11 protein-coding genes and 1 pseudogene are annotated in these 13026 nt (G+C 69.7%); 5 read left to right on the top strand and 7 right to left on the bottom strand.

Annotation, left to right across the window (positions count from 1 at the left end; genetic code table 11):
• Positions 1-12 precede the first annotated feature (12 nt).
• Both CAL11_RS22475 and CAL11_RS22470 read left to right on the top strand, forming a co-directional pair.
• Positions 13-756, top strand: coding sequence for an amino acid ABC transporter ATP-binding protein (locus CAL11_RS22475; RefSeq protein WP_086094321.1), 744 nt, complete (start codon positions 13-15; stop codon positions 754-756).
• A gap of 29 nt (positions 757-785) precedes the next feature.
• Positions 786-1646, top strand: a complete 861-nt coding sequence (locus tag CAL11_RS22470; protein WP_086094320.1) for a D-amino acid aminotransferase — start codon at positions 786-788, stop codon at positions 1644-1646.
• A gap of 5 nt (positions 1647-1651) precedes the next feature.
• Here CAL11_RS22470 and CAL11_RS22465 read toward each other — a convergent pair whose 3' ends face one another.
• From CAL11_RS22465 to CAL11_RS22450, 4 genes are all read right to left on the bottom strand, one after another.
• On the bottom strand, positions 1652-2218 hold the full coding sequence (locus CAL11_RS22465; protein WP_033465354.1) for a hypothetical protein: 567 nt from the start codon (positions 2216-2218) through the stop codon (positions 1652-1654).
• A gap of 96 nt (positions 2219-2314) precedes the next feature.
• Positions 2315-3271, bottom strand: a complete 957-nt coding sequence (locus CAL11_RS22460) for a Bug family tripartite tricarboxylate transporter substrate binding protein (protein WP_033465352.1) — start codon at positions 3269-3271, stop codon at positions 2315-2317.
• Positions 3272-3315: 44 nt separating this feature from the next.
• Positions 3316-4068: a 3-oxoacyl-ACP reductase gene (locus tag CAL11_RS22455; RefSeq protein ID WP_068924628.1), complete on the bottom strand. Its 753-nt coding sequence runs from the start codon at positions 4066-4068 to the stop codon at positions 3316-3318.
• The gene (locus CAL11_RS22450) at positions 4065-5810 is read right to left on the bottom strand and encodes an acetolactate synthase catalytic subunit (RefSeq protein ID WP_033465349.1); all 1746 of its coding nucleotides are present in this window, start codon (positions 5808-5810) and stop codon (positions 4065-4067) included. The genes CAL11_RS22455 and CAL11_RS22450 overlap by 4 nt, the downstream gene beginning before the upstream one ends.
• A gap of 84 nt (positions 5811-5894) precedes the next feature.
• Between CAL11_RS22450 and CAL11_RS22445 the strand changes: the two are divergent.
• Positions 5895-6628: pseudogene (locus CAL11_RS22445) on the top strand (GntR family transcriptional regulator).
• A gap of 7 nt (positions 6629-6635) precedes the next feature.
• Here the strand turns inward: CAL11_RS22445 and CAL11_RS22440 are convergent.
• On the bottom strand, positions 6636-8987 hold the full coding sequence (locus tag CAL11_RS22440; protein WP_086094319.1) for a cytochrome P450/oxidoreductase: 2352 nt from the start codon (positions 8985-8987) through the stop codon (positions 6636-6638).
• 44 nt (positions 8988-9031) lie between these two features.
• Positions 9032-10018, bottom strand: coding sequence for a Bug family tripartite tricarboxylate transporter substrate binding protein (locus CAL11_RS22435; protein ID WP_086094670.1), 987 nt, complete (start codon positions 10016-10018; stop codon positions 9032-9034).
• Positions 10019-10147: 129 nt separating this feature from the next.
• Here CAL11_RS22435 and CAL11_RS22430 point away from each other — a divergent pair, with 129 nt between their 5' ends.
• The gene (locus CAL11_RS22430) at positions 10148-10972 is read left to right on the top strand and encodes an IclR family transcriptional regulator (RefSeq protein ID WP_033465344.1); all 825 of its coding nucleotides are present in this window, start codon (positions 10148-10150) and stop codon (positions 10970-10972) included.
• 177 nt (positions 10973-11149) lie between these two features.
• Complete coding sequence (locus CAL11_RS22425; RefSeq protein WP_086094318.1) at positions 11150-12169, top strand: autotransporter outer membrane beta-barrel domain-containing protein; 1020 nt, start codon at positions 11150-11152, stop codon at positions 12167-12169.
• Positions 12170-12183: 14 nt separating this feature from the next.
• Here the strand turns inward: CAL11_RS22425 and CAL11_RS22420 are convergent, their stop codons facing one another.
• The gene (locus CAL11_RS22420) at positions 12184-12906 is read right to left on the bottom strand and encodes a GntR family transcriptional regulator (RefSeq protein WP_033465338.1); all 723 of its coding nucleotides are present in this window, start codon (positions 12904-12906) and stop codon (positions 12184-12186) included.
• Positions 12907-13026 lie beyond the last annotated feature (120 nt).

Below are 13026 nucleotides of genomic sequence, written 5' to 3'. Positions count from 1 at the left end.
GGGCGTATCCATATGGAGTTGTTGTCCATGATAGAAATAGAACGGCTCGGCAAACGCTACGGCGATCTGTCGGTGCTCAGGGATTGCTCGCTGAGCGTGGCGCGCGGCGAGGTGGTGGTGGTGTGCGGCCCGTCCGGCTCGGGCAAGTCGACGCTGATCAAGTGCGTGAACCGGCTCGAACCGTTCGAGTCCGGCCGCATCGTGGTCGATGGCACCGACGTGGGCGCGCCGGGCACCGACCTGCCGGCGCTGCGCGCGCGCGTGGGCATGGTGTTCCAGCATTTCGAGCTGTTTCCGCACCTGAGCGTGCTGGAGAACGTCTGCCTGGGCCAGATGAGCGTGCTGGGACGCAGTCGCGCCCAGGCCCGGGCCAAGGCGGCGACGCTGCTCGAGCGCGTGGGCGTGGCCGCGCACCGCGACAAGCATCCCGGGCAGTTGTCCGGCGGCCAGCAGCAACGCGTGGCGATCGCGCGCGCCCTGGCGATGGACCCGGTGGTCATGCTGTTCGACGAGCCGACCTCCGCGCTCGACCCGGAAATGATCGGCGAAGTGCTCGACGTCATGACCGGCCTGGCGCGCGATGGCATGACCATGATGGTGGTCACCCACGAAATGGGCTTCGCGCGCCGGGTGGCCGACCGCATCGTCTTCATGGAGGACGGCGAGATCATCGACGACGTCGCGTCGGCCGAGTTCTTCGGCAGCGCCGCGTCGCCGCGTTCGCGCGAATTCCTCTCGCGCATCATCAGCCATTGACCGATATCCAACACCCAGGCGGTAGCCTCATGTCTTCCCTTTTCTATATCAACGGCAGTTTCGTGCCTGCCGAGCAGGCGCGCGTCCCGGCCATGGACCGGGGGTTCCTGTTCGGCGACGGCGTCTACGAGGTCATGGCGGTCATCGACGGCATGCTGCTCGAGTTCGAGCGTCACGCCGCCCGCCTGGCGCGCAGCCTGGGCGAGATCGGGATCGCCAACCCGCTGCCGCGCGAGCGCCTGCTGGCCGTATGCCGCGAGCTGGTCGGCCGGGCCGGGCTGCGCGAGGGGTCGGTCTACGTGCAGGTGACGCGCGGCGCCGACACCAGGCGCGATTTCGCGTTTCCGGCCGGCGTAGAGCCTACCGTCATGCTGTTCACCAGCGAGAAAGGCCTGCGGGTCAATCCGCTGGCGCAAAGCGGCGTGCAGGTGGCCAGCGTGCTCGACCTGCGCTGGCAGCGCCGCGACATCAAGAGCGTGTCGCTGCTGGCCCAGGTGCTGGCCAAGCAGGCCGCGCAGGAGCGCGGCGCCTTCGAGGCGGTGATGGTGGATGCGCAGGGCGTGGTGACCGAAGGCTCGTCGTCGAGCGTGCTGCTGGTCAACGCGGCCGGCGAGATCGTGGTGCGTCCGCTGTCGCAGGACATCCTGCCCGGCTGTACGCGCGCGGCCGTACTGGAGCTGGCGCGCGAGCGCGACATGGCGATGGTCGAACGCCCGTTCACGCTGGACGAATGCCGCCAGGCGCGCGAAGTCATCCTGACTTCGGCGCTGCACTTCGTGCTGCCGGTCATCGCCGTCGACGGCGAGCCGGTGGCCGACGGACGGCCCGGGCCGGTGTGCGCCGCGCTGCGCGAGCTATACCTGCGCCATACCCTGGCCACGGCGCTCTGAGCGCGCTACGGTTCGCGTTGCACAGGCTTGAGCGGATCGAAATCCTGCCAGCGGTTGTCGCGCCACACGCCTTCGGCGTGCTCGACGTCATGGCCGTTGGCCGCGCGCAGCACCTGGCAGGCCAGGGTTTCGCGCGCGGGGTCGGTATGCAGCGCCAGCAGCAGGCCGGCCGGCCGCACTTCGGGGTGACTCTCGGGGGCGGCCTCGCCGCGCTTGCGCGCCAGGTGTCCGGTGACCCACAGCGCGCCGAACAGCGAGCCGATATAGGCGCCCACGCCGGCTGCCGCCAGCATGGCGATGGTAGATTCGTTCAGGCCGGCGACGATGAAGCCGCCGGCAATCGCGAAGGCCAGGCCGAACAGGGCGGCGCCGAGGATGGCGCCCATGTCGGCCCTGCCGGAGTCGGGGTCGGAGCGTCGGTCTCCGCCATAGGCGTAGCGGCTGTGCTCGCCGGCGCTGTTGACGTAGAAGACATGGACGTCCTGTTTGGTGAAGCCCTCCGAGAACAGCCGCTGGGCGGCGTTTTCGACGTCGGGAAACGTATCGAAGCGGGCGGCGACGATCAGTGACATGGCAATCTCCTTGCGCCCGCGCGCGCGGGCAGATTGACATGCCTTGATCGTAGCGCCGGCGCCCGGCGGGCGCCAGCGCCTGCCGCCGGCGGCCGGTCAGTTGATGCGCGGCAGATTGGCGTCGCGGATCATGCGGCCCATTTCTTCCTGGCCCTTCTTCAGCAGCTCGGCGTACTCGGCGCCCTTGAGCGCGGCGGGGTCCACCCCCAGTTTCTCGAACGAGTCGCGCGTGACGGGATCGGCCACCGCCGCCAGGGCCGCCTGCTGCAGCTTGGCCAGCACGTCGGCGGGCGTGCCGCGCGGCGTGGCCAGGCCGATCCAGGAGTCGATCTGTACCGGCCAGCCGCTTTCCTTGATGGTCGGCACCTCGGGCAGCTCGGGCCAGCGCATCGGGCTGGCCGAGGCGATCATGCGCAGCTTGCCGTCGCGGATGTGCGGGAGCACGTCGGAAGGGTTCTGCACGATCACGTCGACCTGACCGCCCAGCAACGCGGTCACGGTTTCGCTGCCGGACTTGTACGACACCTGCTCGAACTTGCCGCCGGTCAGGCGGCCCAGTTCCAGCAGCGCCAGGTTGTTGGGCGAGGAGGGCGCGCCGAAGAACACGCCGTTGGGTTTCTTCGCGGCCTCGACCAGATCCTGCAGCGTCTTGTACGGCGAGTCGGCGCGTACCGTGATGCCGTAGCGGTAGCGGCCCACGCCGGCGACGAAATCGAAATCGTCCATGGTGTAGGGCAGCTTCATCAGGTGCGGCATGATGGCTTGCGTGGAATACGTGACCACGCCGACCGTGTAGCCGTCGGGCGCCTGGCGGGCGACATAGCCCGGGCCGATGGTGCCCAGTGCGCCGGGCTTGTTCTCGACGATGACCGTCCTGCCCAGCGGCTTTTCCATGCCCTTGGCCAGGGCGCGCGAGGCCACGTCGGTATTGCCGCCGGCGCCGTAGTTCACCACCAGGCGCACTTCGTTCTTCGGGAAATCGGTCGCGGCCGCGCTGGCGGCCAGGCCCAGGCAGGCCAGGGTGCCGGCCAGATACTTGCTTATGTTTTTCATTGCTCCTCCTTGGGAAGTCCGTGTCGTGTTGGCTTGAACATGCCTCAGGGCATGTAGAAGCCGCCGTTGATGTCGATGATGGCGCCGTTGACGAAGCCGGCGTCCGGGCCGCACAGGAAGGCGATCGATGCGCCGACCTCCTCCGGCGTGCCCAGGCGGCGCACCGGGATCTGCTCGGCGTAGCGCTGGTTCACTTCGGGGCCGGCCTGTTGCGCCATTTCGGTGAGGATGCGGCCGGGCGCCACGCAATTGGCGGTGATGCCGTATGGGCCCATTTCCGAGGCGATGGCGCGGGTCAGGCCGATGACGCCCGCCTTGGAGGCCATGTAGCTGGGGCCCGCCACGATGGACCGGGCGCGCCCGGCCAGCGAGGCGACGTTGACGATGCGGCCATAGCCCTGGTCGCGCATGGCCGGCAGGAACAGCTGGCACAGGCGCATCACGCAGGTCAGGTTGATGCCGAGCACCTGCGCCCATTCCTCCTCGGTGACTTCGAGGATGCCCGACGAGCGGCCGTCGGGACGCTTGGGCGAGACGCCGGCATTGTTGACCAGGATGGACACCGGGCCCAGCTCGGCCGCGATGCGCGTCTGCAGCGCCTGCAGGGCGGGCAGATCCTGCACGTCGGCGCTGACGGCGGTCACGCGGTCGTGCCGCGCGCCGAACAGCGCCTGGGTATCGATGGCGCCGCGATCTATGGTGACGACATGGTTGCCCGCGGCCAGCAGGGCGCGCGCGCTGGCCAGGCCGATGCCGCGCCCGGCGCCGGTGACGACGGCGATGCGGGGCGCGCTCATGCCTGCACTCCGGCGTCGGGCGTGAAGAAGGTGATGGGCGGGAAGGCGTTTTCGTCGCAGATGACTTCGATCAGCGCCGAGCCCGAGGCGGCGCGGGCCTGCGCCAGCGCGTCGGCCAGCTGGGCCGGATCCTCGACGCGGATGCCGGTGCAGCCGCAGGCGCGCGCGATGGCGGTGTGGTCCACCGGCGCGAAGGCCACGGCCGAGGTATGGGCGCCGAACTTGACGTTCTCGGCGTGCTTCTGGAAGCCCAGGATGCCGTTGTTGATGACGATGACCGTGACCTTCACGCCCATGCGCGCGGCGGTCTCCAGCTCGGACCAGACGTGGCCGAAGCCGCCGTCGCCCACCAGGGCGTAGACCTCGGCCCGCGGATTGGCCAGCTTGGCGCCCATGGCCATGGGAAAGCCCCAGCCCAGCCCGGCCAGGCCGCGCGGCGTCAGAAAGCGCATGCCCGGGCGCAGCGCCGTCAGGAAATGCGTGATCCAGATCGACGAATAGCTGGCGTCGGCCGCGACGATGGCGTGCTCGTCGAGCTGTTGCTGCAATTCGTGCATGATGCGTTCGGGCCGGATCGGCGAGGCGTCCGACAGGCGCACCGCGGCCGAGTCTTCCAGGTGCTTTTCGCGGCCTTGCGCGATGGCCTGCTCGACGCCGGCACGGGCCTGGCGGCGCGCGCCCAGGTCGTGGCCGGCCAGGGCGGCGGCCAGGGCTTCCAGCGTCAGGCGCGCGTCGCCGACCAGGCGCAGCGCTTCATAGTTGCGGCCTACTTCCAGGCCATCCACGTCGATGTGGATGTACTGGGCATTCTTCGGATAGAGCTGCCAGGAGTCGGTGCCGTTCTGGTTGGTGCGATTGCCCACCAGCAGCACTACGTCGGCCTCGGCGATCAGGCGGCGCTGGAAGCGCGTGGGGCCGTTGGGGCCCATGTTGCTGCCGACCACGCCGATCGACAGCGGATGGCGTTCGTCGACCGCGCCCTTGCCCATGACCGTGGTGGCGACCGGCAGGTGGGCGGTTTCCTGCAGCGCCGCCATGGCGGCGCTGGCGTCGGAGATGTGCACGCCGCCGCCGGCGATGACGACCGGGCGCTGCGCCTGCGCCAGCAGGCTGGCGGCGCGGGCGATGGCCTGCGGCGCGGCCACGCTGCGGTCCAGCGGGAAGCGGCCCAGCGAATCGTTGCGCGGCAGGGCCGGCGCGGGCGCGGCGGCGGCCAGCAGGTCGGCCGGCAGCAGCAGGGCGACCGGGCCGGGGCGGCCGCTGCAGGCCGCGGCGAAGGCCTGGTCGACGTAGTCCTCGATGCGCGAGGCTTCGGTGACGCGGCGCACCCACTTGGTGACCGGCTGGAACAGCGCGATGTGGTCGAGTTCCTGGAACGCGTTGCGGTCGGTCTGGTCGCGGTTGACGTCCTGCACCAGGGCGATCACCGGCACCGACACTTTCATGGCTTCGGCCAGCGGGGCCACCAGCAGGGTGGCGGCCGGGCCGTTCTGGGCGGTCACGATGGCCGGCTTGCCGCTGACGCGCGCGTACGCGTCGGCCATGTAGCCCCCGGCGTTTTCGGTGCGGTAGGCGACCTGGCGCATGCCGGCCTGTTCGGCGGCCAGGTGCAGCATGCTGGGCAGGCTCTGCCCGAACAGGGTGTCCACGCCGTGGCGCGCCAGCGCGCGCACGATTGCGTGGGCCACGGTGCCGTCCAGCGTGAACCCCGGGGCGGAAAGGGGCTTGGGTAGGGTGCTCATGAGGCCTCGTCCTGAATCATGGCCGCACCATCGCGGCTATTTAGTAATTTATATTTTATAAAGTATAGCGGGTTGGCCGGGAATATGGCAACATCGGTCAACCGCCCCCTTTTTGCGCTGATCCACCTTCCATGAACATGCCGCTCGCGCCGATGGCGCGCGAAAACATTGCCGCTGTCATCTATCGCCAGCTCAAGCAGCTGCTGATGATGGGCGAGCTCAAGCCCGGCGAGGTCCTCACGCTGCGCACGCTGACCGAACGCCTGGGCGTGAGCCAGACGCCGGTGCGCGAAGCCTTGCTGCAACTGGTGTCCGAGCGCGCGCTGGCCATGTCGCGCGGCAAGTCCGTCAGCGTGCCCGCGCCCACGCGAGAGAAACTGCAGGAGCTGCGCGATATCCGCCTGACGCTGGAAGTGCTGGCCACCGAACGCGCCACGCCGCGCATTTCGGACGCCGAGATCAAGACGCTGGAGCGTCTGCACCGCGAAATGGTCCGCTACAAGAACAGCGAACAGCGCGAGGGCGTGCTCAAGACCAACTACGAGTTCCACTTCACGCTGTACAACGCGTCGGGCATGCCGGACCTGGTGGCCATCATCGAGGGATTGTGGGCGCAGACCGGCCCTTCGCTGACCTACCTGTACCAGAAGCCGTTCGCCCATCTGTACGACGAGCATCCGCACCTGCCGCTGATCGATGCGTTGCGCCGGCACGACGTGGAGGCGGCCGTCGCGGCGGTGCGCCGCGACGTGGCGGGCTACGGCGCCGCCCTGATGGAGCGCCTGCCCGCCGAAGCCGGCCAGACGGCCGGCGGCTAGGCGCTGCCTACAGCTCCAGCACGATGCGCTTGCCCTTGCCGGCGGCGCGCGAGCAGCAGCTCATCATCTTGCCGTTGGCCTCGCGTTCGGCGCGGGTCAGCACCACGTCGCGGTGATCGATCTCGCCGTCGAGCACGCGCACCTCGCACGAACCGCACAGGCCTTCCTCGCAGTCGCTCTGCACGTCGATGTTGGCCGCCCGCAGGGCGGTCAGCAGCGTCTGGTCGGCCGGCACCGTGATGACCAGGCCGGAGTCCTTCAGCTCGGCCTCGAACGCATGCTCCTTGTCCGGGTCCAGGGTACCCAGCGTCGAATGGAAATGCTCGACCCGCAGCGTGTCTTCGGGCCAGTGCGCGCAAGCCTGCTGCAACGCCTCCAGCATGCGCTCGGGGCCGCAGGCGTAGACCTGGACGCCGGCGGCGGGCCGGGCCAGCAGCGCGGCGAAGTCGTTGCGCCGTCCCTCGTCGCTGGCGTGCACGTGCAGCCGTTCGCCATGCAGCGCGGCCAGCTCGTCGAGCATGGCCATGCAGGCGCGCGAACGCCCGCTGTAGTGCAGTTCGTAATCGATGCCCAGTTCGCGGGCGCGGCGGGCCATGGCGCTGACCGGCGTGATCCCGATGCCGCCGGCGATGAAAATGGCGCGGCCGGCGGCCTCGTCGAGGCGGAAATGGTTGCGGGGCCCGCGGATGCGCAGGCGTTGCCCCGGCCGCGCCTCCTGGTGGATCCAGGCCGAGCCGCCGCGGCCCTCGGCTTCCTTCAGCACCGCGATGCGCAGCCGCGCGGCGTCGGCCGGGTCGCCGCACAGCGAGTACTGGCGCGACAGGCCGGTGTCGCCGCATTCCACGTCGATATGCGCGCCCGGCGCCCAGCGCGGCAGCGCCTTGCCGTCGGGCGAGGCCAGCGTCAGCATGACGATGTCCCGCGCCACCTGCTCGACCCGCTCCACCACCACCGGCCGGCTGATCGCGTGCGTGGACGGCTCGCCGATGCGCACCGGCTGTTGCTGCGCCAGCAGTTGCGGCTGGCGCCGCTCGGGATTGCGGCTCGGATCCCATTCCACCCACAGGTGCTCGGGGCCGCGGAACGAGGTGTTGGGGACGTAGGTGAACTGCTGCTGCGCCAGCTTCATGTGGGGCAGGCGGCGCGTGAATTCCTCGAGGAAAATCTGCATTTCCATGCGCGCCAGGTTCTTGCCCATGCACTGGTGCGAGCCGTAGCCGAAGGTGAGCTGGTCGCTGGCGTTGTCGCGGCGGATGTCGAACAGGTCGGCGTCGGCGAAATGGCGCTCGTCATGGTTGGCCGAGGACGAGACGATCAGCAGCTTGGCGCCGGCCGGGATCGGCACGCCGGCCACTTCGGTGTCGCGCGTGGCCAGGCGGCGCCAGGCGGCCACCGAGCCGTTGTGGCGCAGGCATTCCTCCACCGCGTTGGGGATGAGCGAGGGATCCTCGCAGATCTCGCGCCAGGCGTCGGGGTGCTGCAGCAGCAGCTTGAGCGCATTGGCCGAGGCGTTGGCGGTGGTTTCGTGGGCGGCCACGATGCCGGCCATCATCATTGAATGCAGGTACGAATCCGTCACCACGTCGGGAAACTCGCGCTGCTTGCGGATGCCGTACTGCATCCAGCCTGGCTGGTCCGGGTCCTGGCGCATCTTGTCGAGGATCTTGCCTGCCAGCTGCCAGAAGTTGCCCACCGCGTGGGCCACCGCCACCTGCTCCTCCGGCTTGGGCCGGCCCCAGGTGTTGACCGTGTGCGCGATCGAGTACTGGCGCAGCAGGTCCATGTCTTCTTCCGGCACGCCCAGGAAATGCAGCGCCACGGTCAGGGGCACTTCCCAGAGCATCTGGTCGACCAGGTCGGCGCGGCCGTCGTCGATGAAGCGGTCGACGTACTCGCGCGTCAGGCGCCGCACCATGGGTTCGTGATGCCTGAGCGCCTCCGGGGTGAAAGGCTCCATCAGCGCGCGGCGGCGCGGCATGTGGGCCGGCTCGTCCTCGTTGACCAGCGTGCGGTTCATCGCATAGCCGTACGACTCCAGCACGGCATTGGCCTGCGGCCCCGTGGGCGTGATCTTCTCCAGCGCGATCGACGGGCTGAAGGTGATGTTGTCGCGGAAGATGGCCTTGATGTCGTCGTAGCGGGTCACGACCCAGTAGCCCAGCCGGGGGCTGTAGAACACCGGCTCCTGCTCGCGCGCCCAGCGGACGTATTCGGGCGGATCCTGCTGGTAGCCATCGCCGAATGGATCGAACTCGGCCGCGCGGGCGCTGACGTGCGCAGGACAGCCGCCCGCGCGCGCCAGCGCGGCATGGTCGATCGGACAGCCCGTGGCGGGCGCGGGAGAGGAGGTCTGGGACATGGCGTCGTTCCGAAAAAAGAAAACAGGGACTGCGCGGCGGCGTATCAGTCCAGCTTGATGCCGAGATCGCGGATCAGCTTGTGCCAGCGCGTGCGCTCGGCCTGCAGCAGGTCGCGGTATTGCTCGGGCGTGTTGCCGACCGGCTCGATGCCGAAGTCCACCAGCTTCTGGCGCGTGGCCGGGTCGTTGATGGTGGCCACCAGCTGGCGGTTGAGCGTGTCGATCACGGGTGCGGGCGTGGCGGCCGGCACGACGATGCCCACCAGGGCGGCGGCCTCGACATTCTTGAAGCCCAGTTCGGCGAACGTGGGAACGTCGGGCAATTGCGCCAGGCGCGTGGGGTTGGCCACCGCCAGGGCGCGTACCTTGCCGCCGTGGATGAAGCCGGCGCCGGCGGCCAGGTCCACCATCATGGCCGGGATCTGTCCGCCCGCCACGTCGGCCAGGGCCGGCGCGGCGCCGCGATACGGCACGTGGACCAGGTTGGTGCCGGTCTCGACTTTCAGCAGTTCCATCGCCAGGTGATGCGGGCTGCCGGCGCCGGCCGAGGCGTAGTCCATGCCTTCCTTGCGCGCCCTGACCTCTTCGATGAAGCCCTTGACATCGGTGGCCTTCAGCCCGGGGCCGGCCACCAGGATCATCGGAAAGCGCCCCATCAGCGTGACGGGCGCCAGGTCCTTGACCGCGTCGTACGACAGCTTCTGGTACAGCGCCGGGTTGAACACCAGCGTGCCGTTGTCGGCCGACAGCATGGTGTAGCCGTCGGGCTGGGCCCGCGCCGTTTCCGAGGCGCCGATGGCGGTATTGCCGCCCGGTTTGTTGTCCACCACGACCGGTTGGCCCATGCGCGGCGCCAGGCCCTGGCTGACCGTGCGGGCGAGAAAGTCCGAGCCGCCGCCGGCCGCGTAGGGCACGACCCAGCGCACAGGCTTGGACGGATAGGTGTCGGCGGCCTGGGCGGTGGGCGCGGCCAGCAGCGGCAGGGCCGCAGCGGCCAGCGCCAGCGTCCGCTTGAGGGTGGAAATGGGCATGTTTGTCTCCGTGTCGTGGTATGTGCGGATGAATTGCGCGATGCGCAATTGCGTAAATCATATACGCATTGCGTAATCATGCAATGGGGGTTAACCTGTGCGGGTTCCGCAGCCTCCGAACTGTCTCCGATGCCCCAGGTTTCTCGTTCCGCCGATTCCACTCCCCCCGCGCGCCAGCGCGAGCGGCGCCAGCGCGTGCAGGCGGCCGAGACCGGCATGGCCGTGCTCACGGGGTTGGGCCGGCTGGGCGGGCGCGCCAGCCTGACGGCGCTGGCCGCGCAGGTGGCGGAAAGCCCGGCCAAGGTGCACCGCTACCTGGTCAGCCTGATGGAGGCCGGGCTGGTGGGGCAGGACGCCGCCACCCAGCAGTACTACCTGGGGCTGGAGTCCCTGCTGCTGGGGCTGTCGGCCATGCGCCAGGCCGATCCCATCCGCATGGCCGAGGCCTCGCTGGTGCGGCTGCGCGAAGCGCTGGAAGTCACCTGCTTCGTGGCGGTCATGGGCAACAAGGGGCCGACCATCGTGCGCATCGAGGAGCCGGGCCTGCCGGTCACGGTCAACGTGCGCGCGGGTTCGGTGCTGTCGATGCTGTGGTCGGCCACCGGCCGCGTGCTGCTGGCCACGCTGGACGAAAGCGCCGTGCGCGCCCTGGCGCGGGCCGAGCTGCAGGCCGCCGATGCCGAACAGCGCGCCCAGCTGGATCCCGATGATCCGATCGGCGCCTTGCAACGCTCGGTGCGCGCGGCCGGCTGCGCGGCGGTGCGCGACACGAATCTGCGCGGCATCAGCGCGGTGGCCGCGCCGCTTTACAACTACACCGGCCGGCCCTGCGCGGTATTGACGGCGCTGGGCGCCAGCGGCGGCTTCGATCCGTCGCCCGACGGCGCGGTGGCGCGCGCGTTGCGCGACGAGGCGCGCACGGTCAGCACCCTGCTGGGCTACACCGGCCAGTAGGCCGCGGGCGCCGCCGCCATCGCGGCGTCATCAACCCGGCCTGATTATTTATCTATACTTACGCGCTTGCGCGCCGCGGCATGCGGATCACCGGCCTTGCTCGAGGCTGGCGTGGCGCGTCATCACATGGCCTGGCGATCGTGCACGCGCCGGGGTAGTCCTGGAAGCGTCGCCAAGATGTCGTTGCACCCCGTAGTCTGTCTTGACCGGTCCCGGCGGGGCCCCGGTGTTTTTCCCTCCCATTCGATGCCTGCCGCCGTGCGCCGCGGCGTGTCCGCGCTGCTGGGCGTGGCGGGAACCCTGGCGCTTGCCGCCCCGGCCTGGACGCAGGCGCGCCAGGAAGCCGACGGCGGCGCCCACCCCGCCTGGATGGCCGCCGCCAGCAATTGGCAGGTGCTCGAAGGCGGCTCCGGCGCGGCGCGCGTCAAGCAGCGCACCAGCGGCGTGTACGCGGGCGGCGAGCACGCGCTGGGCGCCGGCATGCGCCTGGGCGGCGTGCTGGGCCTGACGCGCAGCACGGCGCGCGTCGACGACCTGGACGCCAAGGGGCACGTGAACAGCTACAACCTGGCCTTGTACGGCGCCCGCACCGTGCCCGCCGGCGCGGGCGACTTCAACGCCGTGGCGGGCGCGGGCTATACCTGGCACGACATGGACACCAGGCGCCATTTCCATTGGGCCGGCACGTCGCAGACCCTGACGGCGGATACCCATGGCAGCACCGTCCAGGTTTTCGGCGAACTGGGTTATCGCTGGCGCGCGTCGGCGCGGGTGCAGATCGAGCCGTTCGCGGCGCTGGCCTGGCGTGACGTGCGTACGCGCGCCTTTGTCGAGTCCGGCGGCTGGGCGGCGATCAGCGCGGGACCCAGCCGGCTGACGCAGACCACGACGACCCTGGGTTTGCGCGGCGAGGCCGGCTACATGCTGGGGCCGGCGCCGGGCAAGCTGCGCTTGGCCCTGGGCTGGCGCCGCGCTTTCGGCGATGTCGATCCGCAGGCCACGCTGGTGCTCGATGGCGGCAATGCCCTGGCGGCCACCGGCGCGCCCATCGCGCGCGACGCGGCGCTGGCCGGCCTGGGCGCCGAGCTGGCGCTGTCGCGCTCGGCCGCGATCGGGCTGGCCTATATCGGCCAGTATGGCGGCGGCAACCGCGAGCACACGGGTGCGCTCAGCCTGCGCTGGCTGTTCGGCGCCTGAAGGGCGGCGCGGCCTCAGGCGCCCGACGAGGTTTCGTCGTCGTCGAGGTAGATGCGCGCCAGGCCTTGCGCGATGGATTCCTTGATCTGCTCGGTGCGCTTGGCGATGTGGCTGCGCAGGTTCTGCTGCGCGGTGGCGATGTCGCCGGCGCGCAGCGCGGCGAGGATCGCGGCGTGTTCGGCCTGGGTCTTGTCGCGGCCGATGCGTTCCATGTTGATCCAGCGGATGAAGCGGATGCGTTCGTTGACGTTGTCCAGGATCCGCTGCAGCTCATGGTTGCCGGACATCTCGGCCAGCATGCGGTGGAACGTCTCGTCGAGGCTGACGAGTTCGGTGACCGGCAGGTCGGGCGACTTGGCGCGGCTTTCGGCCAGGAAGGCCTCCAGCGCATCGAGCCGCTGCGGACTGGCGCGCCCGGCGGCCAGTTGCAGGCATGCCACTTCCAGCACTTCGCGGGTTTCGTACAGGTCGATCATTTCCTTGAGGTTGAGCGGGCGGCGCACATAGCCGCGCCCGGCCTCGGCCAGGAACCCGTCGCGCGCCAGGAAATGCAGCGCTTCCCTGACGGGGGTGCGACTGACGCCCAGGCGTTCGGCCAGGGCCACCTCGTTGAGGCGTTCGCCGGGCTTGATTTCATAGGAGATCACCATCTCGCGCAGCTTCTCCAGCACTTGCGAGAACGCGCGCCGGCCTTTTTCGGCCGGTTCACCGGTTGTTTTGTTCATTGTTGTCGTCATGGGCAGCACGCGCCTGCGCCGGCGCGCATCGCGGTGGCGGACCCGGCCTCGATCAGTGAGGGCAAGTGGATCGTCATTGTAATTACTCCTGGCCGGACGCCGGGCGGACCCCGCGGCTGG

The sequence above is a fragment of the Bordetella genomosp. 6 genome, from assembly GCF_002119705.1.
GTDB classification, from domain to species: domain Bacteria; phylum Pseudomonadota; class Gammaproteobacteria; order Burkholderiales; family Burkholderiaceae_B; genus Bordetella; species Bordetella bronchiseptica_F.
This window is presented reverse-complemented; position numbering and strand designations above follow the sequence as displayed.